18 protein-coding genes are annotated in these 23,421 nt (G+C 56.8%); 6 read left to right on the top strand and 12 right to left on the bottom strand.

What is annotated here, in order from left to right; all coding sequences use genetic code 11:
• Positions 1-148: 148 nt before the first annotated feature.
• The 8 genes from VNX88_18870 to meaB form a co-directional block, all read right to left on the bottom strand.
• Positions 149-1,210, bottom strand: coding sequence for an Asd/ArgC dimerization domain-containing protein (locus VNX88_18870; protein ID HWY70738.1), 1,062 nt, complete (start codon positions 1,208-1,210; stop codon positions 149-151).
• The gene (gene pssA, locus VNX88_18875) at positions 1,207-2,085 is read right to left on the bottom strand and encodes a CDP-diacylglycerol--serine O-phosphatidyltransferase (protein HWY70739.1); all 879 of its coding nucleotides are present in this window, start codon (positions 2,083-2,085) and stop codon (positions 1,207-1,209) included. Before pssA ends, VNX88_18870 begins: the two co-directional genes overlap by 4 nt.
• A complete protein-coding gene (locus VNX88_18880; protein HWY70740.1) occupies positions 2,082-2,720 on the bottom strand; it encodes a phosphatidylserine decarboxylase in 639 nt (212 codons plus the stop codon). The genes pssA and VNX88_18880 overlap by 4 nt, the downstream gene beginning before the upstream one ends.
• Before the next feature lie 125 nt (positions 2,721-2,845).
• Positions 2,846-3,076 (bottom strand): DUF465 domain-containing protein, encoded by a 231-nt coding sequence (locus tag VNX88_18885; GenBank protein ID HWY70741.1) that lies wholly within the window; start codon positions 3,074-3,076, stop codon positions 2,846-2,848.
• Between the two features lie 136 nt (positions 3,077-3,212).
• A complete protein-coding gene (locus tag VNX88_18890; GenBank protein HWY70742.1) occupies positions 3,213-3,665 on the bottom strand; it encodes a GNAT family N-acetyltransferase in 453 nt (150 codons plus the stop codon).
• Positions 3,666-3,801: 136 nt separating this feature from the next.
• A complete protein-coding gene (tsaB, locus tag VNX88_18895) occupies positions 3,802-4,449 on the bottom strand; it encodes a tRNA (adenosine(37)-N6)-threonylcarbamoyltransferase complex dimerization subunit type 1 TsaB (GenBank protein HWY70743.1) in 648 nt (215 codons plus the stop codon).
• A 1-nt stretch (position 4,450) separates the two neighbouring features.
• Positions 4,451-4,858 (bottom strand): methylmalonyl-CoA epimerase, encoded by a 408-nt coding sequence (mce, locus tag VNX88_18900; GenBank protein HWY70744.1) that lies wholly within the window; start codon positions 4,856-4,858, stop codon positions 4,451-4,453.
• Positions 4,851-5,843: a methylmalonyl Co-A mutase-associated GTPase MeaB gene (gene meaB / locus VNX88_18905; GenBank protein ID HWY70745.1), complete on the bottom strand. Its 993-nt coding sequence runs from the start codon at positions 5,841-5,843 to the stop codon at positions 4,851-4,853. Before meaB ends, mce begins: the two co-directional genes overlap by 8 nt.
• Before the next feature lie 591 nt (positions 5,844-6,434).
• Here meaB and VNX88_18910 point away from each other — a divergent pair.
• The 4 genes from VNX88_18910 (at position 6,435) to VNX88_18925 (ending at position 14,697) form a co-directional block, all read left to right on the top strand.
• Entirely contained in the window at positions 6,435-8,459 is a 2,025-nt protein-coding gene (locus VNX88_18910) for a response regulator (GenBank protein ID HWY70746.1), read from the top strand.
• Between the two features lie 90 nt (positions 8,460-8,549).
• Complete coding sequence (locus VNX88_18915; GenBank protein ID HWY70747.1) at positions 8,550-8,744, top strand: hypothetical protein; 195 nt, start codon at positions 8,550-8,552, stop codon at positions 8,742-8,744.
• 278 nt (positions 8,745-9,022) lie between these two features.
• A complete protein-coding gene (locus VNX88_18920; GenBank protein ID HWY70748.1) occupies positions 9,023-11,548 on the top strand; it encodes a serine/threonine-protein kinase in 2,526 nt (841 codons plus the stop codon).
• 341 nt (positions 11,549-11,889) lie between these two features.
• Complete coding sequence (locus tag VNX88_18925; protein ID HWY70749.1) at positions 11,890-14,697, top strand: valine--tRNA ligase; 2,808 nt, start codon at positions 11,890-11,892, stop codon at positions 14,695-14,697.
• Between the two features lie 270 nt (positions 14,698-14,967).
• On the opposite strand, the gene VNX88_18930 is transcribed toward VNX88_18925, so the two are convergent.
• From VNX88_18930 to VNX88_18940, 3 genes are all read right to left on the bottom strand, one after another.
• Positions 14,968-15,489, bottom strand: coding sequence for a DUF6580 family putative transport protein (locus tag VNX88_18930; GenBank protein HWY70750.1), 522 nt, complete (start codon positions 15,487-15,489; stop codon positions 14,968-14,970).
• Between the two features lie 148 nt (positions 15,490-15,637).
• Entirely contained in the window at positions 15,638-16,690 is a 1,053-nt protein-coding gene (locus tag VNX88_18935) for a metal-dependent hydrolase (GenBank protein ID HWY70751.1), read from the bottom strand.
• Between the two features lie 85 nt (positions 16,691-16,775).
• Entirely contained in the window at positions 16,776-17,027 is a 252-nt protein-coding gene (locus VNX88_18940) for a hypothetical protein (protein ID HWY70752.1), read from the bottom strand.
• Positions 17,028-17,146: 119 nt separating this feature from the next.
• Between VNX88_18940 and VNX88_18945 the strand changes: the two genes are divergently transcribed.
• Together VNX88_18945 and VNX88_18950 are read left to right on the top strand one after the other, a co-directional pair.
• Entirely contained in the window at positions 17,147-19,243 is a 2,097-nt protein-coding gene (locus tag VNX88_18945; protein ID HWY70753.1) for a M13 family metallopeptidase, read from the top strand.
• Positions 19,244-19,398: 155 nt separating this feature from the next.
• On the top strand, positions 19,399-19,881 hold the full coding sequence (locus VNX88_18950; protein ID HWY70754.1) for a YciI family protein: 483 nt from the start codon (positions 19,399-19,401) through the stop codon (positions 19,879-19,881).
• A 717-nt stretch (positions 19,882-20,598) separates the two neighbouring features.
• On the opposite strand, the gene polA is transcribed toward VNX88_18950, so the two are convergent.
• Entirely contained in the window at positions 20,599-23,358 is a 2,760-nt protein-coding gene (gene polA / locus VNX88_18955) for a DNA polymerase I (protein ID HWY70755.1), read from the bottom strand.
• Positions 23,359-23,421: the final 63 nt, after the last annotated feature.

Raw genomic sequence — 23,421 nt, forward strand, 5'->3', positions numbered from 1 at the left:
CGTTGCGCAGTGAACAACGAGAGCAGATCCCCCGCTCCGCTGTCCACTGCTTCGTAATGTCTGCGGATTCGCGGCAGAGCGGGGGATGACAGGATCAAGAACTTTGCGCACTTTGCTTGGCAAGGAATTCAACCAATTTCCTCGGCATTCATTGCACTTTCCCCAGCGGCCGCATCGTGCTCAACGTAGCGGCGCACTCGACGGCGCTGATCGCTGCAATCTTCAGGTTGTCAGCTGCTGCCCAAATCCAGAAGCCGCTCGCGTTGCGGGCGTCGGGACGCAGCGATACAAGTACGTTTCCTTGTCCCGCCGCGTTCACATTGCTAGGTCCGTCCTCTGCTGGATCAACAATCGTTACATGATCTCCAGCCAGCGCTTTGCCGAGTGCCGCAACCTCGATCTCACGGTCGAACTGAATGTAGACGGAAAAGGTATGCGCGTGGAAGGTGGGAGCCTGCACCAGCATCAGCGAAGGCACCGGCACGTTCTTTCCGGCAATTGCTTCGAAGTGCGCAGAGATACGGTTCTCAATGTTTTTCAGCGAAATCGATGAGCTCTCTCCAAAGCGGCCGAGCATGTTGAAGGCGACCTGTTCATCGAATACTTCCTTCGGCAAGGCACTGAAAGAGAGCAGGTTCACGGTTTGCTGGTGCAATTCATCCATGCCGCGCTTGCCTTGCTCAGAAACCGGCTCGAAGACCGTAGCGGCCATCGTCCGCACAGTTCCTGCTGATCGAGCTCGGAGAAGAAGCAAAGCCAGAACGGTTGCCGCCGGATGCGCAATCACCACTGCGGTGGTGGTCAGGTCTTCGTGTCCCGGCTCCTGGCCTGATTCCCGCTCTAGTTCCTTTTCGATCCACGGTGAACGAACTGAGACGTTGCGTTCTCCGTCCAAGGCATAAGAGAGATCAAGAACCGTGGCGCCCGCCTGAAGCGCACTCTGCCAATGCCTGCCGGTGAAAGCAGCGTCGGAGGCAAAGAAGGCGAAATCAACGTTGCGAAAATGTTCCGGATCGGCAGGCTGGATAAAGGTGGCCTCGTCACCCACCTGATCGAGCTGTCCCAGAGACTCGTCGTCGTCGAGCAGCTTCACATCGGCGACGGGAAAGTTCATTTCGTCGAGGACTTCCTTCAACTCGCGGCCTTTCAGCGTAGCGGCACCGACGATGGCTACGCGGAAGACGTGGGGCACGATGGCCGGGCGATTCATGCCAGATCGACCCCGGATTCAGGTTCGTACGTGGGAGTCGCAGGCGGACGACGCCGCATCGCGTAGGCGAAGCGCGCAAGGATTCCAGAAACCAGATACAGAAGTGCGAGGGAGAACAGAACGTACTCTGAGTAGTACCAAAGCAGAGCCAGGAAACCGCAGATAACGAGAAAAACCCAAAACGGCTGCCTCGTGCGCAGGTCGATACCCTTGGGACTCCAGAAGCGCCATGTGCTGACCATGAGATACGAGATCAACATAAGAAAGGCCAGCCACAGTAACGCTTCCCACCAGCGGTCGATCGGCGCGCCGTCACCAAAATGCACGGTAGCGGCGATTATCGCGGCGCCTGCCGGGATCGGCATGCCAACGAAGTACTTACGGCCCGGACGTCCAGGATTCTTAGGCTGCGGATTCTTGCTGATGTTGAACCGCGCCAACCGGCTCGCACCGGCGATGACGAATAGGAACGTCACGATGGCGCCAAGCTGGATGATCTTGTGCCGCATGCCCGGCTGCCAGAGTTCAGGAATCTGATGGCATCCCCAGATCCACGCCAGGATCGCCGGAGCGACGCCGAAGGTGATCACGTCCGCAAGGGAATCCAGTTCGCGTCCGAAATCGCTGGTTGTATTCGTCATGCGCGCGATACGGCCATCGAGTCCGTCGAACAGCACAGCGAAGCCAATGGCTTTTGCAGCGTTGTCAAAGTGGAATGGAGCGCTGGCCGAGCCTTGAATTGCCTGCGAGATTGCGTAATACCCCGCAGCAATGTTTCCGGCGGTAAAAATCGATGGCAGTACATACATGCCGCGCCGCATGCGATGCGGCTGCTGCGGATCGTCTGCCCGTCGAAATGGCCTGCTGAGATTCATCGCCCGACTTCTGCTCGGCTTTGACCTGCGCGGAGCACTCCAAGAATAGACGAACCCCCGGCGACGCGATCTCCGACTTTCACTTGAATATCCACGTTTTCGTCCAGCACAACGTCAACCCGCGAACCAAACTTGATGAGTCCAACCCGCTGTCCACGTTCCAGTTTGTCCCCTGGCCTCGGATTGAAGACGATTCTGCGCGCGAGCAAGCCGGCGATCTGCTTGAAAGTGACCATCTGGCCCTCGCCCTCGACGGTGACCACGTTCTGTTCGTTTTCGTCGGACGATCCGGCTGACATGGCGTTTCCGAACTTGCCCTTCTGATAGCAGAGGTTCGTGATGATTCCGGAAATTGGGGAGCGGTTGACGTGGACGTCAAATACGTTCAGGAAGATACTGATTCTTTGCCCATTTCGGCCGTCTTCTGTAAGTCGCGAAACTGCTGTGACCTTGCCGTCGGCAGGAGAAACAATCACTCCGGGGCCATCGGGAATGGCACGCTCAGGATCCCGGAAAAACCAGAGGAAAAAAGCTCCGAGAAGCAATGGTGGTAGGGCGAGCCATGGATTGATCAGACCCAGGAGCACAGCAGCAACAACTGCGCCCAGGCCGTAATAGAAGCCGTCACGAACCATAGGGGATTCAATGATTATATCGGCTTCAGGTCGGGATAGAGGAGCTGCGTATGAACGGATTTAGGACACACCTCAGGCGCTGGCGGGCGCAAGAGCCGGTCTCGCGCCGCTGAGCCAGTTACGTCCTAAGCCACTTGATGATGCGTCTGCCGTTGCTGCTGCTCAATCGACTCCATCTGGTCCTTGAGACGCAGCTTCAGCTTCTTCAATCTCACTTCTTCTAGTTGATCGTCTGTGGAGGGGTACCGCTTTTCGGCGAGTGTTTCGAGGCGTTGACAATACTGTGAGTGTTCCTGGGCCAGCCTACGAAACTCCTCGTGGCTGGCCAATAGCTCTTCGCGGAGGGACGTCGCCATCCTTGAACCTCCTGGCCAGAACCGCCGGCACATCATCTTGGATGTGCTCTAGGACATGAAAAGTAGCACACCGCCAGAACTGGTTCAACGATTTTTGCGGAATTATGAACAAAGCTCGGCAGCTTCTTCTGCCGGCCTATGGTCGGACAAGTAAGTGCTTGAACAATAAGGCATCTTCGACCGGATCGCGATAGTAGTCGGGCCGTCGGCCTTCCTGGATAAAGCCGGCCGACAGCCCTAGCTTTTGTGCAGCCGTACTGGACTCCCGGATCTCCTGACGGATTTCCGTCGCTCCACCCTGTCGCGCGCGTTCGATGAGGGCGGTGATCAGCGCGTGGCCTACTCCGCAACGCCGTACGTCGGGAGCTACGGCGATGTTCTCCAATTCCCATTCCGGGATGCCGGTGTAGGCAACGACGAACCCGAAAATCTTGGAGTCTTTTTCGGCGATGAGGACGAGACGATCAGGTTGAGCAATTGCCGTCGCGTAGTCTTCATGCTTCCATTGGGCGGCAGAAGCACAAGCATGTTGGATCGAGAGGATGAAAGGAATCGCTGCCGCAGTCGCTGGGCTAATCTTTGGACTCATCTGTTGTTGTTGCGGCACAACAGGAATGTAACAAGAACCTGAGAGACGCAGCGTGCGAGGGTCGTCGAGACCAACCCCCAAGAATGTTGTCGTTCGATAACAGTGCCGCCCGCCGTGCAGTGTCTCTACCAAGGCTCTACCTCCTCATCTTCTGCATGTACTCCGCCTCGGATCGGCGGATGTAATTGGCGTCCAGCGCAAGGACGTCGACTGTTTCTCCAGCAACCAGCTTGGAGTTCCCAGTTCTTGCCGCCGTTTCAGTGCTGCGGTATGTCACTAACTTTGCGTGGTCAAACTTCGCAGCGATATTCGGCTCGGCAACTAACACATGCAAGTTGCGCGACTTCGCCAAACCAACCGCTTCTTCCAGCGACAGCAGCATCTCTTCACGCAAGCCGTTTTGAATGGCTGCATAGACTTCACCCCGCCCAGCATCCAGCACGGCCAACATCCCCTTCTGCGTGGCCGACGCTGCAAGCAGCAACTCAAGAGAGGTAACAGCAGCGATGGGAATTTTTAAGACCTCTGCCAATCCCTTAACAGCCGTCAGTCCTACGCGTAAGCCGGTGAATGATCCGGGCCCAGTAACCGCGACGAGTCCTTGAAGGTGGCCTGGGGTGAGTTGACGCCGACGCAGAAGGTCAGAGATCTGGGGAATCAGCTCTGCAGAGAAGGTTCCACCCTGGATCGAAGCTGACTCGATAATTTCAACCTGGTCGCCGTTGCCTCGTGCAAGCGTAATGCCACCCTGTCGCCCGGAAGTATCGACGGCTAAGAGCAGCATGTCAGACCGCAGAGATGGGATCCTGACAGAGTTCCAGCAGCACCCCTCCGGTCGCCGACGGATGCACGAAGACGTAAAGATGCCCGCCAACGCCGATTTTGATTTCATCAGAAATGAGCCGCACGCCTTTGCGCTTCAGCTCTTCGAATGTTGCCGAAATATCGTTTACGTGGATTGCGACGTGATGGAGCCCTTCGCCTCGCTTCGCGATGAATTTTGTGATTACGGAATCTGCTGAGGTTCCTTCCAAGAGCTCCAAGCGGCTTTCGCCCGCGGGCAGGAGCGCAGCTCGAACTTTCTCGTCCTCGACGACTTCTTCGCTAACAACCTTCATGCCAAGTTGCTCGTAAAACTTGCGAGCCTCCGCGATGCTCTTCACCGCGATGCCCAGATGGTCGACCTTAAACATGCTTCTCTCCAAAGTTCGTGACCAGTTCATCCACTAAGGAATAAGGATCGCGCTTGTGCTCGGCGATTTCGCGAGCATATAGATTCAGATGCTCGGGATCGAGCTGCTCGCGAATCAAGCGGTCGAGGAGCGCCTTGCGCAACATCTCGACCAGTCGCTCGCGCCAGTTGCTGACCTTCTTGCGAAGAATGAGATCTTTTCCTTCGAGGTACTGGCGATAAGACGCAATCGTCTTCACTAGATCGGGTACGCCGGTGCCGTCGCTCGCGACCGTCTTCACGATCGGAGGCGTCCAGTCGTCGCGGCGGATGGCAAGCGTCTGCATGGCGCGGATCTCACGCTGCACGCGCTCCGCGCCTTCGCGGTCGCTTTTGTTGATCACGAAGATGTCGGCAATTTCCATAATCCCGGCCTTGATCGTCTGGACATCGTCTCCCATTCCGGGAACCAGGATCACAACAGTGACGTCGGCAAGGCGGACGATATCAATTTCGTCCTGTCCTACACCGACCGTTTCGACAAAGACGATCTCTTTGCCGGCGGCATCGAGCAGCGTGGCAACGTCGGCTGTAGCGGGAGCCAGTCCGCCGAGGAATCCGCGCGTTGCCATGCTGCGGATGTAGATGCCGGTATCCGCGTGATGCGCCTGCATGCGGATGCGGTCGCCGAGAATCGCTCCGCCAGTGTACGGGCTAGTTGGATCGACCGCGATGATGCCAATAGTCTTTTCCTGCTTGCGATACTCGCGCGCAAGTTGATCGACTAGCGTGCTCTTTCCCGCGCCGGGAGATCCAGTCAGTCCTATAACCGTGGCGTTGCCGCTGTGAGGAAACAGCGCCTTCATCAATTGCGAAGCTTGCGCCGAATCATTCTCAATCGCAGTAATCGCGCGCGCGAGCGCGCGAACGTCGCCGGAGCGGATTCGCTCCACAAAATTAGTCAGCGATGTTGCGCTGTGATTGACAGACTCAGCAGGAGAAAGCATCGGAGGAATAGATAAGTGTATAAGAGCACGCTGCCTACTGCTCCAAGCGAAATGGTTTTGAAGGGGCACGGCTACAGCCCAGCGGAGCCGTGGCTTTGAGGACATCCTGACCCGGCTTTAAAGCCGATGCCCTTCGCTGAAACAGCGCAGCTTCTATGCTGAGCGGCTCAGAAACTCCTTCTGACAACACACTTTTTCTTGCTTCATCCGACTAGATTCGCACGACAAGGAAGGAGACCATGAAGCAGGCGTGGGCATTTGCATCGGGAGCGTTAGGACTTCTTGCACTCGCCAATTATCGGAGGTCGAGCAGTCGCGTCCGAGCACAGCAGGCGCCAGAACAGCCCCGTCGACGAGAGCGCAAAGATACGCCTGCGTGACCGAACGCCGCCGAGAAGCCGGCAGTCACGCACCGATTTCCGGCTCGTTCCCGGTCGCTCCATGAGCATTCCATTCGGTCTAGCCCATTGGTAACTAAGCGATAACCCTCGCTTCTACTCAGGTACCCTTTTCATTGACTTGGCGCTTCGGACACAGTAGTTTTCCAGCACAAGCACCCGTACGTTTCCCCGCCAGTACAAAGGACGATTTGTGGGTCTCAAGATATTACTCGCCGATGACAGTGTCACCGCCCAGAACATGGGCAAGAAGATCCTGAGCGAAGCCGGACACGACGTAGTCACTGTCAGCAATGGCGCCGCCGCCGCTAAAAAGATCGCGGAGGTTAAACCCGAACTCGTCCTGCTCGACGTCTTTATGCCCGGTTATAGCGGTCTTGAACTCTGCGAACGGTTGCGCAATGCCGCGGAGACCGCCAAGCTCCCAGTGCTCTTGACCGTCGGACGCATGGAACCGTACAGCCCTCAAGATGGAGCTCGCGTTAAAGCCGACGGCGTCATCGTCAAGCCCTTTGAAGCCACTGATCTCACCGCTGCAGTTGAGCGCTTTGCCCAGAAATCAAAAGAAGGAAAACAACCGGGCGACTACGAGAAAACGATAAGGATCGCTCCTCCGCCGGGATCAAGAGACGACACCAACAGAGAGAGCCAGAAGATTGCGGTCTCTGGCAGTGGCGAGCCACGAGCATACGAGCAGACCATGCGGCTCGATCCCGCGCAAATTGCCGCACTGCTCAATACAACTGCAGCCAAACCGGAAAAGCCATCCGTTCCAGAACAGGAATTCAATATTCCTACTGCTGCGTCTCCCGCGGTGGAGGAGTTTGGCACACCACGTCCTCCGAGACCCGAGATTCCATTGGCCCAAGCGGCTGCTCCCGCGATGGGCAGCGACCTGTTGCCCACGGCGCAACCTAGCACACCTCAGCCGGCGCCAATTCCTTCGTACATGGCGCAGTACCTGGATCAATCGGCCGACGATGCGGAGAGTGCAGTTACAGCACGGCCTGCCGTGGGTCCATCGGCTGAGTTCGACGTGGAGAAGAGGGTCGTCGTTCCGCCCCACCACAAGGCTTCAACTCCGGCAACGGAGTTCGCAGTACACGAACAGTTGTCACCAACCATTCCCATTTCGAACGAGATACTCTCCCATCGTTTCCCTGGCGATATCAACCCGCCCCCGGTGGCATCGGCGGAAGGACTGGAACTCACCTCTGTTGCTCCGGTTCCCGATGCACCAGTTGCACAGGAAGGTGGACTCGAGACCACGATTCAAAGCGCGGAGACGCCGACCATCATCCTGAAAGATCCCGCCTTGGTCACCGATCCACATCACGCGACCATGGATTTTCCGACGCAGTTTGGGACGGATGAACCTACGATTCCCGACCTGACCGCGCCAACCGAGGCGCCGACAGCTTCGGTAGACGAGTTCGAGGCCCGCCTTAATGCGGCGATGTCCAGCTACGAAGAGCCGTCAACGGACTTGCCCTTGCCAAGTCCGATCGACACGTCTTCGGGACTGCGAGCCGAATTGGTTACTGAGCTGCCCTCCCCGGCCGAAGTGCATGCCGGAATGGTGAGTGAGCTACCATCGCCAACTGAGCCGGAACTGGAGGTCGTAAGCGAGTTGCCGTCTTCCAGCGGTGCGATCGCTGCGTTCGACGAGACAGACGAACCTTTCTTTGCTACGGCTCCCATTGGATCATCGGAGCTCGCGCTTCCCGAGCCTGTAGTGCAACCCGAGGTAACGCACGAACTTGTCCCCTCCAACGTAGTTGAGTTTCCCTCTTCGGCATTCAACGCACCCACAGCCATCGAACATCCTCAACACGAGATAGTCATCGAGGAAGCCAAGCCTGAGATCGCAGTTGATGCGATCGCTGCCTCCACACAATCGGCCGATTCCTCGGGCAGCTCCGAAAATGCGGATGTCGTACCGATGGCCATGGCCGCGGTTGCGGCTGCTTCGGCGCCTGTTGTCGCGCCTGGGCATCCCAACTATGAGGCTGAGGCCGAACTAGCTCGTGCCCTCAAGGCCGCGATGGGCGCAGAAGCCGATTCCGGCTCCACGTCCTTTGCAGTTGAAGATGTTGAACGAGCACCATCGGGCGAAGACGCCAATCGCCTCGCTGCGGCAGTCGAGAAAGTGATGCACCGCGAGCTTCCGGGCCTGATCTGGAAGATCATGGCGGAACTTGACATCAGAAAGCGCTAGCCTGTCTCACTTTCTAAGCAAGTGCACTCATTGCGGGAGAACCGCATCCTGGAACATACTTACCGACGTTCCCCGGGAGGCTTTGCCCGCATGCTTCTCGTCGCCGTCACTATCTTTCCCTTCCTCTGTGCTTTGATCCTTTTCGCCTACTTCTTCGGCAAGTTCGCCGGAAAAGAAGACACTCCCGAGATCGCGAGCGCCATGCGCCAGATGAATCAGGCCCAGATCATTCCATTCCCTGGACCGCGGCCTGAGAGTGCCAAAGCGAAGGCTGCGAGCGCGTAACACCGAGTAGCGCCTCCGCTTCGATTCCCCTAATATGATGGCGACGTTTCGTCGCTCATCGCGTGGCTAAGGTTTCGTCTATCTATTGCTCGGCGTGCGGCTCGGAGATTCAATCCGGCGTGCGCTTCTGCCCCTCGTGTGGCTTCGCGCAGTCGTCCATTTCCGATCCCTTGGCCACGGCCACTTCAACTCCGGCACCATCGCCCTCAGCTAAGCCTGCAAGCCGGAGTACATCGCGGTCATCTGGATCGAGCAGTTCGATTTCTCAGGGGAGATTTTTGCCGGGCACGCTGCTGGCGGCGCGTTATCGCATCATCGCGTTGCTGGGGCGTGGAGGTATGGGGGAGGTCTATCGCGCTGATGACCTTACGCTGGCTCAACCGGTGGCGCTGAAACTTCTTCCGGAAGCCGTCACCAACGATCCAGCCTCTCTGGAACGATTTCGCAATGAAGTGCGAATCGCCCGCCGTATCTCACATCCGAATGTCTGCCGCATTTACGACATCGGTGAAGCCGATGGCCTCACCTTCCTCTCGATGGAGTACGTCGACGGCGAGGACCTTGCCTCACTATTGCGCCGCATCGGACGCTTGCCTGGCGATAAAGCCCTTGAGATTGCACGCAAGCTCTGTGCTGGCCTCGCGGCGGCGCATGACAAGGGCGTCCTACATCGCGATCTGAAGCCCGCCAACATCATGCTTAACAGCCAGGGCGAGGTCATGATCATGGACTTCGGCCTCGCGGAACTTGCCGATCTCATCACCGAGGACCAAGTCCGTCACGGAACTCCGGCATACATGGCGCCCGAGCAGCTTTCCGGCAAAGAGGTCAGCACCAAGAGCGACATCTATTCGCTTGGGCTGGTGCTCTATGAAATCTTTACTGGTAAACGCGCCTTTCAGGCGGAAACGCTCGCGGAAATCGTCCGCACGCGAACCGAGACTCCGACTCCAGCGAGCCCGTCGAGCCTCGTGCGCGATCTCGATCCCGGAGTAGAGCGGGTCATCTTGCGTTGCCTCGAGCCCGAGCCTGCGATGCGTCCGGCGAGCGTGTTGGGCGTGGCTGCGGCGCTGCCCGGTGGAGATCCGCTTGCTGCTGCACTTGCGGCGGGCGAAACACCGTCACCCCAGATGGTAGCTGCCGCGGGCGAAGTTGAGGGACTGGCGCCGCGAATAGCAGTCACCTGTCTTGCCGTGCTGCTATTCGGTATTACTCTCAGTTACTTTCTCGGCGTTCGCATAAGCATCTGGGACAAGATACGAGTCGAGCAATCCCCTGAGGTGCTCGAGCATCGCGCGCAGGAAATCGTGGCCAGTCTTGGCTACACAGCTCCACCGGCTGATATTGCATACGGATTCAACGACGACTTCGAGTATGTCAAATATGCCCGCCAGAACGATAAGCCGCTCCCGAATTGGGACGACTTGCTGAAGAAGAGCCCTCCGATCCTGCGGTATTGGTACCGCAGCAGTCCGCAACCGATGGTTGCGACAGATTACAGAGAGAGCTCCCTCACACCTGGGATCGTCACAGAAAATGACCCGCCGCTTACGACTTCCGGCATGGTCCGGGTCGTTCTCGATCTGGATGGAAGGTTGATTTCATTCGAAACAATCCCGCCACAGCGTGAAGACAAACCCGAAGGGGTAAAGCCCGTCGATTGGAATCCCTTATTTGCTGCGGCTGGGCTCGATCCAAAGGTACTCACGTCCGCCGAACCACTTTGGAACTCCCTGTCGAGTTCTGACACTAAGGTTGCATGGACGGGAGTCTGGCCAGGCAGCACGCGTCCACTCCGAGTGGAGGCCGCGAGTCTGCACGGCAGGCCTGTCTGGTTTTCGCTCCTCGGACCATGGACGCCAGCATCACGTCAGAATCCCGACCATAGCACGAGAGCGCAGCGGGCAGGGGGTATGCTTTTCGTCGTTGTGGGCTGCATTGCGCTATTTGGAGCGACGTTTTTCGCTTTCCGCAACTACCGGGCGAGGAGAAGCGATCCTCAGGGTGCGTTGCGGCTGGCCATGTTTGTCTTCGCCGTGCAAATAGCACTTTGGATCTTGCGCGCGCACTTCACTCTGGACACTTCGATCTTTGGCGGCCTGGTGTTCGCAGTGAGCACATCCCTTTTCTGGGGCGTAGTAGTTGCGCTCATCTACCTGGCATTGGAGCCCTATGTTCGCCGCCGCTGGCCACACAGCATCATCTCCTGGAGCAGGCTTCTCTTAGGCCGCTGGCGCGATCCTCTTGTGGGACGTGACATCCTCTTCGGACTTGTGCTTGGAATCTTCTGGGTGATCGTGATCCAGATATTCATTGCCTACCTGATCCATATCGGCGATGTTCCCCACATTGGGGACGCTAAAATCCTGTTGGGAGTGCGGCGCACGCTGGGTGCTGCTCTGTTCCTCGTTCCCGCAGATATCCGCACGACACTGCTCTTCTTTCTTCTGATATTCCTGTTCCGCCTCGTTCTTCGCAACGAGTGGCTCGCGGCAGCAGCATTCGTCGTCCTTTTTAGTACCATGCAATCTCTACGCGAAGATTATTTCTGGATAGCGATGATTGCCTTCCTCATCATTTATGCATTGGCCGCAATCGCGCTGGTGCGATTTGGCCTGGTAAGCCTGGCAACCGCACTCTTCCTGACTGACTTCCTGCTAAGCGCTCCGATGACTGCCAACTTCTCCCATTGGTTCATCGGGTCGACGATCTTCATCTATGCCTATGCAACCGCACTGGCGCTGTTTGCCTTTTACACTGCGCTCGCCGGGCAAAAGCTGTGGAAGGAAGAGTTGTTCGAGTAGGAACGAATCACTCGTGAGCGAAAGCCGACGTTCTCTTAGAGACTGTCATCCCTCGCTCCGCCGCGAATTCATTTAGAGAGTCGATCTAATCGATTTTGCGGAGCGGGGGATCTGCTGTGGTTAGGTGTTCGAAACTGTGAAGCGACAAGATCGCATTCCAGAGTGAACCTAATCGTCGAATCGAAACTGACGTCAAGCAAGCAAAAAGCAGATCCCCCGCTCCGCTGTTTAATGCATTGTGTCGAAGAAGTCTTGGCGGCGGAGCGAGGGATGACAGTGCAATAAAAAGTAGTCTCCCTCAGCATGTTATCGTTAAATTTGCCGCCTTAACGACGGTTCCAATGTCCCACGAGCTCCCAAAAACCTACGATCCAAGCGCCATCGAGCCGCCCTGGGCTGAGTACTGGGAAAAAGAGAAGCTCTTTCACGTCGAAACTCCGTCGAAGGATTTAGCCCAGGATCCTTTCACCATTCTTCTGCCGCCACCAAACGTGACCGGCAATCTGCACATGGGCCACATGTTCGAGCACACGGAGTCGGACATTCTGGTGCGCTGGCATCGTATGCGCGGCGAAACTACGCTCTGGATTCCGGGCACAGACCACGCCGGCATCGCGACACAGATGCTAGTTGAGCGACAGCTCGCAAGCGAAGGAGTACAGCGTACAGGCCTCGGCCGCGAGAAGTTCGTGGAGCGCGTGTGGGAGTGGCGGCGTCTGTACGGCGGCAACATTCTCAAGCAGATGAAGCGGCTCGGCGATTCGGTTGACTGGTCGCGCGAGTACTTCACGATGAACGAAAACCTGAACCGCGCTGTGCGTGAGGTGTTCGTCCGGCTTTGGGAACAGGGACTCATTTATCGCGGTGAGTACATCGTGAACTGGTGTCCCAGATGCCTGACAGCGATCTCCGATCTCGAAGTGGTTCACGAGGAGCAGCAGGGCAAGCTCTACGAGATTCGTTATCCGTTCGCCGACGGCAGTGGATCGATTCATATCGCCACCACGCGTCCGGAGACAATGCTCGGCGACGTTGCGGTGGCGGTGAATCCGAATGATGATCGCTATCGCGAGTTGATCGGCAAGAAGCTGCGCCTGCCGCTGATGAATCGCGAGATTCCCATCATCGCCGACGAACTCGCGAATCCCGAATTCGGAACTGGCGCGGTGAAGGTGACGCCTGCTCACGATCCGAATGACTTCGTGATGGGCAAGCGGCACAACCTGCCGATGCTGAAGATCATGGACGAGCACGCGCGCATCAACCAGAACGGCGGCGCGTATGCAGGGCTCGACCGCTACGAAGCGCGCAAGCGTGTGCTCGCGGATCTCGAAGCCCAGCACTTCCTGGTGAACGTCAAGGATCACGTTCTCTCAATTGGCAAATGCCAACGCTGCCAAACAGTGGTCGAACCAAGCCTCTCAATGCAGTGGTTCCTCAAGATTCAGCCGCTCGCAGACAAGGCGATCGCTGCGGTCACGAACGGGCACATCCGCTTCACGCCGGAGAACTACAAGACCATCTACCTGAACTGGATGAATAACATCTATGACTGGTGCATCTCGCGCCAGCTCTGGTGGGGTCATCGCATTCCGGCGTGGTATTGCACGGACAGCGGCTGCGCCCGCTCGAAGGACGACCTCAACTCGCAGCCCATTGTGGGACGCGAAGATCCATTCAAGTGCCCGGATTGCGGCTTCACCGTGGAGCAGGAGACCGACGTGCTCGACACCTGGTTCTCGTCGGCGCTGCTTCCATTTACTTCTCTTGGCTGGCCGGAGCACACGCGCGATCTTGATGTTTTCTATCCGACATCGCTGATGGTTACCGGCTTCGACATCCTGTTCTTCTGGGTAGCGCGCATGATCATGATGGGCTGCCATTTCATGCAAGACATGCCGATGGCCGATGGCAGCCAACGTCCGGCTTCCGAGTCTGTCCCATTTCGGGAGGTATACATCCACGCGCTCGTGCGCGATGCCGAGCGGCAGAAGATGTCGAAGACGAAAGGGAACGTGGTCGATCCCATCGACATCACGGAAAAGTACGGCACCGATGCGGTGCGCTTCACGCTGGCTTCAATGGCCTCCCCTGGCACGGATATCGCTTTCAACGAGAGCCGGATCGAGGGCTATCGAAATTTTGCGAATAAAATTTGGAACGCTGCGCGTTTCTTGTTCATGAACATCGATAAGGCAAGTGAAGCTGGAGCTTGGAAACAGGAAGGGCTCGCCTCCCTTGTGAGCAGTACTTACAAACTGGATAGCGCAGCTCCGCTCGTGGATCGCTGGATCGAAGCGCGTTTTCAGCAGACGGCGTATGACGTGAATGCCGCGTTGAAAGACTATCGCTTCGATGAAGCCGCGAATCTGGTTTACCAGTTCTTCTGGGGCGATCTCTGCGCCTGGTACATCGAGGCTGTGAAGCCACGTTTTGACTTCTCAGAGGGCGCTCGAAAGGAAGCACAACACGCCCTGAATCACCTCGTGAAAATCTTTGAGGGCTCATTGCGCCTTCTCTCACCGTTCATGCCTTTCATTACAGAAGAGATCTGGCACGCACTGTGGCAGCAAAAGACCCCTGCAAAATCTATTGCGCTTACCCGCTTCCCTGTTGGTGCAGAGCTCGGTAACGCAGAGAAGGCGGCGATCGAGCAGATGGAGATTGTTCAGAAGCTCATCGAGAGCATTCGCAATCAACGCGTAGAACTCAAAGTCGAGCCAAAACAAAAAACGCCGGTGCGCATCTTCGCGCAAGCTTCTACACAGGCGCTGATCAACTCCAATCGCGATCTGATCGAAGACGGCGCGGATGTAGATGGCATTGACTTCAGTCATGAGAGCATGGCGAAGCTGCCGGGAGTCCGGACGACAAGCGCGTACGAAGTATCGGTTCTCTATGAAAGGAAGATCGATGTGGCCGCCGAGCGCGACCGCCTTTCCAAGGAGCTGAAGAAGCTTGACTCAGAATTGAGCAATGCGAAGCGCCAGTTGGGCAACGAAGGCTTCCTTGCCAAAGCGCCAGCTAAGGTGGTCGAGGGCCTGCGCCGACGTCATGCCGAACTCGAGCAGCTTGTTCGCAAAACGAGAGTGGCTCTGGAAGAGTTGGAAAAGAACTCGACGAGCGGTTCTAACGGAACGCACGGATAGTTGCAGCCAGTAACGTGGCAGGACCCGGCAGCTTTTCTTCGTGAGTGGCCCACCTCTTTAAATTGTCATCCTGAGCCCTGTTTTGGCGAAGGATCTCCCGCGATGTTTCAGACATAAACGCAGCCGGTCAGGCTCTTTACCCAGACGAGTGCTGGCCGAAGTGCCAGGACGAAGCAAGGAAGTCTCGATGTATTCCGGGAGATCCTTCGCCCAAAAGAGGGCTCAGGATGACAACCAACCCGGCCGAGGGCGGCCGGATGCACGTTTTTGTCAGCCCCGCACCCGCGACTCTGCTGTCTTTCTCTCGATCAGCGCTAGCGCATAAGGCACGCTGAACAAGATCGGTGTGTAGATCAGGTCAGAGGCAAACGTCCCACGGAAGAATGGGATAGCCAGCGTGTAGCACTGCACGAGTCCAGCAAAGGTCTTTGGATACATGTTCTGGAACAGCCACGTAGCGAAGTTGCTTACCAGGAAAAACGAAATGGCGGAGGCCAGCGAAGCCCCGACAACTCGCAGGGGTTCAACTTTCCGCACCAACGCATATCCAATCGCCATTGCGGCCACATACCACGCCCATGTCACGAGGTGATCGACTCCGACGTGCATGCGGTACTGCACGGTCGTGAGATAGACGTCCGCCGAGGCCAGCAAGAGCAGTGGCGCGACCCACTCGCGCGTCGGACGCTTGGCGCCGAAAAACAGCAGCGCAGCCCCAAGCGGGGTGAGGTGCCAGGGATGCGGCAATAGCCGAACCAACACTGCGAGAACGATGAAGAGGTAAGCCAACATGAATTTGACCTCGTGCGAAGTCCATTCTCCGTTTCGCCGCAGGAAACGTCAACTGTCTGACCGTTTACGCGCAATATCCCACTACGCGGCAGTCTGGGCCGCTGCAGCGATTCCTCGCCGGCCGGCTCGGAATGACGCTCTTACGGTCTCAAGGCTTCTCTTCGCGGTTGCCCATCCGCATCAGAACTACGTTTGACTGTTCATCGAGAAACACATCGGCGCTGAGCGGAGGTCGCCCGCGCGGTTGTCCGGGGATCTGAACGCCAATGTAGTTGAAGCGCAAATCGCGAAAGCGCACGTCGTAGCCTTGCTCCGGAGGCGGGAGGTGCTGGTTTTCGATGTACGGAAAGCGCGCCCAATCGAGATATACGCGACCCAGTGGCGAGCGCTTGGCCGCGAGCGTGGCGGGTGTCTCTGCGGGTTTGTAGAAAATCTTGGCATGCGCGAGCGGATCGACCGTCCTTGTGCTCAAGTCGATCGGAACCTCCGCGAAATAGTTCTCGGTTTCGACAAGGCCCGCCCACGAGAATGGGCTCACTGCGAACGGCATTGCGGCCGTCCGCTTGACAACCTCTCCCTGGTAGTCGGCTGAATTGAGCAGTGTGATTGCCTTGCGATGGTGATAGTCGCGCACCCACCACATGGCGCAGACAATAATCAGCGCGCAAACCGCACTCCAGCGCCCGCGAAACGTCTCACGACGTGCCCCAATCTCACCGCTTACGAGTCCAAAAACCGCTGGAATCAGAAGACCGAGTAGCAAAGCCCCCAGCATCACGGGCTCGAGGATGAAAACGATGTCCCACGAGTACCAGTGCCAGTTGAATGGCAGGAACGGACGTACGCCGTAGTTGTTGGTGAAATCGAGCAGAATATGACTAAAAACAGCCAGAATCCCAAAAAGGAACAGCATTCCCCAGCGCGGTGCGAGCGGAGGAGATTTACCGCGATTCACTCGCCAGCGATGAAATGCGTAGATGCAGCCGAGCACGATTGCAGAATCTACGGGCGCTCCGATGAACGAATGAGTGAAACCGCGATGAGTTGCCATGGCCCTAACCGGCCCGTCGAAACTCCATAAGATGTCCACATCGGGGAATTCTGCGGCAAGCGTAACCATCAACGTCGCATAGCCGGTTTTTCGGTTCAGTCCTGCGCGTCCGATACATGCGCCGGTGAGGAAGTGAGTGATGGGTTCCATGCAGGACTTGTTAGTAATGTAACAAGTCTCGGCACTCGAGAAACAGCTTTGCAATCAGAGTCGCCATGAAGCGAGTGGACAGAGGCTACTCCTGATACAGCGCAACCATAAGAAGTGCGATGGCAACTACAGATATCGCGAGCACGGGAATGACAATCGCGCCGACATCCAAGTGCGCGTGTACCGGCGCGCGCCACAACCAGTGGCGTTCAGTCCGCAGAATCAGCGACGAATCGCCCGGATGCTCGATCTGCCACTGCGGCATTGCTATGAAGAAGGCCGCAGCGGGAATGCTGAGAATAGCGATCAGCAGCACGGAGAGGGATCGTCGCTTCACGTAAGGAGTATCCGGCCCGCTCGAGTTCGTCTCGATACAACTTTGGTGTGACCGGTCATAAGTCCGCGATAAGCGTTACACTGTTCGGTTTCAAATTCACATCATCAAATGAGGTGGGAATGAAGCTTCGCCTGCTGCTACTAATGCTTGCGGCCGTATTTGCCGCGATATGTCTGACGGGACAAAGTGCGCCGAAGTCCTCCAGTTCGTCCCAGGATAATTCGGCGAAGATACCGGAGATCCACGGTTTCGATTTGTCGGTAATGGATCGCGCCGCCGATCCCTGCAACGACTTTTACCAGTACGTGTGTGGGAGCTGGGTCAAGAACAATGCCATTCCGCCGGATCAGGGCCGCTGGGGTCGCTTCAGCGAACTAGCCGAACGTAATCGTCTTGTCGCCAGAGAGATTCTGGAGAAGGCTTCCGCAAACGATCCTAAGCGCGATGCTATCCACCAGAAAATTGGCGACTACTACCAGGCATGTATGGACGAGACCGCAGTCAATCAGAACGGCCTGAAACCACTACAACCTGAACTGGACCGCATCGACGCAGTCAGTGATCGCGATAGCGCAGTTGCCGAACTCGCGCACTTGCACCAGTTCGGTGTGCGCGGCGCGGTGTTCTCCTTCACATCCAACTCCGACCTGCATAATGCCAACAACGTGATCGCTTACGTGGATCAGGGTGGCCTAGGCCTCCCCGATCGCGACGACTACGTCAAGGATGACGACAAGTCGAAGGAGAAGCGCGAAAAGTATCTGGCGCACGTGACGAATATCCTTAAGCTCTCGGGCGACAACCAGGCGGAAGCCAACGCCCAACGAGTAATGGCGCTGGAGACCAAGTTCGCGCAAGCTTCGATGGATCGGATCGAACGCCGCAAACCCGAGAATCGCGATCACAAGATGACGCTGGCAGAATTTTCTGCGCTGGCGCCCAACATTGACTTTGCTGGCTTCCTGAAAGGAACTACTGCGCCCGCATTCGATTCACTGAACGTGGGTAATCCTGAATTCTTCAAGCAACTGAACAGTCTGGCCGACTCGGTTCCGCTGGAGGATTGGAAGACTTACTTCCGCTGGCATCTGGTTCACGAGTTTGCCGACGTATTGCCCGATGCGTTCGTGCAGGAAGACTTCAATTTCTACGGCAAGTACCTCGGAGGCGCAAAAGAGCTGCAGGCGCGGTGGAAGCGCTGCGTGCGTCTTACCGATCAACAGCTCGGCGAGGCGCTCGGCCAGCCCTACGTTGCTCGGGAATTCACCCCGGCTGAGAAGGCGCGCATGTTGAAAATGGTCGATGCCATCGAGACCGCGCTCAAACAGGACATCGAGAGCCTCGACTGGATGACGCCCGACACGAAAAAGCAGGCGCTGCTGAAGCTCGCCGCGATCCGCAACAAGATCGGATATCCAAGCAAGTGGCGCGACTACTCGAAGCTGAGCATCGTTCGCGGCGATCTGCTCGGCAACGTTGAGCGGGCGAACACGTTTGAAGTCAACCGCCAGCTTGCGAAGATTGGCAAGCCGCTCGATCGCACGGAATTTGGCATGACCCCGCCAACGGTGAATGCCTATTACAGTCCTGCGTTCAACGACATCAACTTCCCAGCCGGAATTCTTCAGCCGCCGTTCTTCGACAAGACCGTAGACGACGCAGTCAATTTCGGCGCAATCGGAGTCGTGATCGGCCATGAACTCACGCATGGCTTCGACGACCAAGGACGCAAGTTCGATCCGGAAGGCAATCTGCGCGATTGGTGGACTCCGCAAGACGCAAAGGCATTTGAAGAACGCGTCTCGTGCATCGACAAGGAGTATTCCTCGTTCGAGCCACTTCCTGGTCTGCATGTTCGCGGCAACCTCACGTTGGGCGAGAACACGGCCGACAACGGCGGCATGCGCGTGGCCCTGCGCGCACTGCATAACACTCAGGCTGGGGAGGGCAAGAGCGGGAAAGGCGGTTCTCAGGAGGACAGCGCCAAGACCATTAAGGGCTTTACTCCAGAGCAGCGCGCCTTCATCGGCTATGGGCAGGTATGGTGCGAGAACCAGACCGAAGCTGCGCTGCGCCAGCAAGTGCAGACCAATCCACACTCACCGGGCCGCTTCCGCGTCAACGGAGTAATGCAGAACAACGAAGACTTCGCCAAGGCGTTCAGCTGCCACAAAGGACAGCCCATGGTTAGTGAGAACGCCTGTCGGGTGTGGTGAGGAAGTTTTCAGTAATCAGTGGGCGGTAAGAACCAAGGTGCCCGGTCAAATTGGCCGGGCATTTTTTTGGGAGACTGAAATTGGGCAAATTCCCGGTGCAGGGAAAATGGCAGGGAATTTTTCCCGGGGGAAAAAATTCTTATCGTGAAACCCGCATGGATACAGGAGAATCCGAAGGCGCCAGGGAAATAGCAGAGAATGCCGCCCAGGTTGCGCTGCGTCATCTGTCGATTTCCTCACGGTCGCACGTCATAACCGCAGGAGAAAGTATGCAATATCTGCTGCTCATTTACCACGCTGAATCGGACTGGGAGAAGTTGGGTCCGGCTCAGCAAGCCTCCATCTATCAGGAGTACCGGGAGCTCATTCAACACCTTGCCGAAGCTGGGAAATACGTCGCCGGCGATGAATTGAAACCGACGACGACGGCGACTACTGTCCGCGTTCGCGACGGCAGGCAGTCAATCACTGATGGTCCGTTTGCGGAGACCAAGGAGCAACTAGGAGGTTATTTCCTGGTGAATGCCAGCGACTTGGACGAGGCGATCGCCATCGCTGCTCAGATTCCCACCGTGCGCGACGGTTCCATTGAAATCCGACCGGTAGCGGTTCAAGAGCAGGCAAGGCAGGCGTCGTAGAGTTCATAGAGGAGCCGATAAGAGACTCAGCCACACTACGCGTTAAGCATTGGAAAGGCAATTCCGGTTCCATTCTGGAATTTCTCAAGGCGAGATTAGGACACTACCAATTCAGTAGTGCTAATTTGAATTCACAAATCCTCGGGCTTCAAGCCGGTGTGCTTGGCGATCCTCGTAAGCATCTTCGGTCCTAATTCATCGCTATCGTGGAAAGCCCAGATATAGTCAGGAAATTTTCCGGCTTGATGTCGGAGTTTGATGTGAGAGCCCGCCTGAGAAACTACTTGCCAGCCGATGCCTAGCAGTGCGCGATAGACGACTTTGGCTTTGCGAGAGCCCCAGACGCCCACGCTTTAAGCGCACGTCACTTGGATTGAGTGGGGCACGGATTGGGAGGACTTTTCGACGTCATCCGCTATGACCCGGAGCGCCAGAGCAAATACATTCCGTTCAGCCTGTTCCTTGGTTTCACCGTATGCCAAAACACCAGGAATATCGGTAACTTCGGCAATCCAACGTCCGTCCTGCTCTTGCTCGGTTTCGATGCAGAAGCGCATATCGGATGCCCTTTCGGACCGTGGTGGCTTGCGGACGCCCATAAAACTATTCTATGCCGTGTCACGAAATCAAGATGTCGGAGCACACCCGGCATTAATCACTGAGGTGAGTCAGACTAAAGTACCCAACTCCTGAGCGCCTGTGCTTGTTCTACTCGTCTTAGTCCAGATCCCGCCAATTGTGTCCCACGCCGATATCGACCATAAGCGGCACTTTAAACGGATAGACATTCTGCATGTGCTCGCGGACGAGTTCGCGCATGATATCGATTTCCTTTTCTGGAACCTCGAAAACCAATTCGTCGTGCACCTGAAGCGTCATGCGGGAACGCAGCTTACGGCGGGTCAGTTCGGCATCAATCTTGATCATCGCGAGTTTGATTACGTCCGCCGCCGTGCCCTGTAGAGGAGTATTCACGGCCGTACGTTCGGCGAAGCCGCGCATGTTGGCGTTTTTGCTGTTGATGTCTGGAATCGGGCGGATGCGGCCAAACAGTGTTCTTACGCGCTGCTCGCGACGGGTCTCGTCCAGCACGCGATCGATATACGCGCGCACACCCTTGTAGCGCTCGAAGTATGTCTCGATGTACTTCTTGGCTTCTTTCTGATCGATGCCGAGCTGCGCGGCAAGTCCAAACGGCGAGATGCCGTAGACGATCCCAAAGTTTACGGCCTTCGCGCGGCCGCGGTGCTCCGCAGTGATCAGCATTGGGGGAATGCCGAAGACTTCGCTTGCCGTGAGCTGATGGATATCGTCTTCGCGGCGATAAGCTTCCACCAGCAGTGGATCATCGGAGAAATGTGCCAGTAGACGCAGCTCGATCTGGGAATAATCAGCGGAGAGCAGCACGTTTCCCGGCTCGGCGATAAAGGCGGAGCGAATCTCGCGGCCAACCTCAGTGCGAATGGGAATGTTCTGCAGGTTCGGATTCGTCGAGGAGAGTCGCCCGGTTGCCGTGCCCGCGGGATTGAAAGTTGTATGCACGCGACCGGTGCGCTGATCGACCAGCGTGGGAAGCGAATCGACGTAAGTAGACTTCAGCTTTGAGAGCTGGCGGAATTCGAGAACCTTGCGCGCAATCTCGTGCTCAACCGCCAATTCTTCGAGAACATCGACCGCCGTCGAGATAGTTTTCCCTTTGCCGTACTTCACTGGCTTCGGTAATCCGAGCTTGTTGAAGAGAACTTCACCAAGCTGCCGGGGAGAATTGACGTTGAACTCTTCTCCTGCCAGAGCATGGATCTCTTTCGACCTGGCATCGCATTGCTTCTCGAGTTCCACCGACATGCGCGCAAGCGCGTCACTGTCGATCTTCACGCCGGCAGATTCCATCCGTGCAAGAACCGGGGCTAGCGGCAAATCGATCGTGTCGTAAACATTGATTAGCCCAGCCTCGCCCTCAACTTCCGTGCGCAGGGCGCGCGCCAAGCGCAGCGTCACATCGGCCGCCTCGGCCGTCATTCCTGAAAGCTGCAGATTGAACCGGCGCAGCGCCACTTCCGCAAGGGTATGGCTGCTGTAAGTCGGATTCAGCAGGTAAGAAAAGAGCATCACGTCATTGCGTACTCCCGCCAGCGGAAGGCAAAGCACAATGTCTACCTCTTGTGGTACAGCCAAAAAATTCCATAGCAGCCGCAAGGCAGATTTGTAGTCGTGTACCGATTTGGGAATCGACTCGTCTGCCAGGACGCTCTCCACCTTTGCGGACAATGCAGTATCGCCCAGGCGAAAGGTGAGCGCCTTGTTTTCTTGTACGGCTATGCTGATCTCTACAGGATCATCCGCCGCGGCGGACTTCATATTCAGCAGAGGAAGCTCAGGTTCGTCATCTTTCTCTTCGGCACCGGCCGGCGATGCCGATGGAGCACAAACTGCCAATCCAATCTCGCCTTGTTTGACCTGCTTGAGCAGCTTCTCCAGCTGTTGTTCGCTTTTGAGTTCGCCATATTCGACGTTCGCCTGGTCGGTCGTCTGCAAAAAGTCTTTGAGCAGAGTGGTGAACTCAAGTTCATTGAAGAGCACGCGGCAGGCTTCGTAATCGGGATCCTGTGCGCGCATGGTTTCCAGATTCAAGTGGACTGGAACGTTCGTATCGATCGTGACCAGGTCTTTGCTGCGCAGGACCACATCGCGATTGTTCAGCAGCGATTCGCGGTAGGTTTTGCGTTCAACTTCTTCGGCGCGGTCGAGCGCGTTCTCCACCGATCCGAAACGCTTGATCAGCTCCACTGATCCCTTGTCGCCAATGCCAGGTGCTCCGGGAATGTTATCGATGGAATCTCCGCGCAACGCCATCACATCAATCACCTGCGACGGCGGGACGCCGAGAATCTCTTCCACCTTGGCGGCATCGCAGATCAGGTTGTCCTTCGTAGGATTCAGGACGCAGATACCATGGCCCACGAGCTGGAGCATGTCTTTGTCGCTCGAAACTACATACACCGGATAACCTGAGGTATTCGCCTTATGCGCCAGCGTGCCGATTACGTCGTCGGCTTCGAATCCCGGTTGTTCCAAAATGGGAATGCGATAGGCTTCGAGTGCGCGCCGAATGTAGGGAAGCTGCTGCGCCAGGTCGTGCGGCATCTCCTTGCGGTTGGCCTTGTATCCACCGTAAGCGACCTCCTGGTACGTCTGCGTCTTGCTGTCGAACTTCTTGACTGACGCAATCGCCTTTGCCTGCTCGTCCCGAAACGTGGGCGCAGCCACGTCAAATACCGCTGCAAGGTATTGCGGATGGAAGTCATCGCGCAGCTTGTTCAGCATATTGACGAAGACGAAGGTTGCAGCCGTGGGAACGCCGGTGCGCGTGGACATCGGGCGCTGCCGCTGCATGGCGTGATAGGCGCGGAAGATGAACGACATCGCGTCGATCAGAAAGATGTGAGGACGTGCTTCGGGTTGGGGCTTCGCAGACAAGGCCAAATGAAAAGTCTAACAGCGGTTTCACCACGGAGGCACGGAGTACACGGAGGAGATTGT

Source organism: Terriglobales bacterium (genome assembly GCA_035567895.1).
In the GTDB taxonomy this organism is placed as follows: Bacteria; Acidobacteriota; Terriglobia; order Terriglobales; family Acidobacteriaceae; genus Gp1-AA112.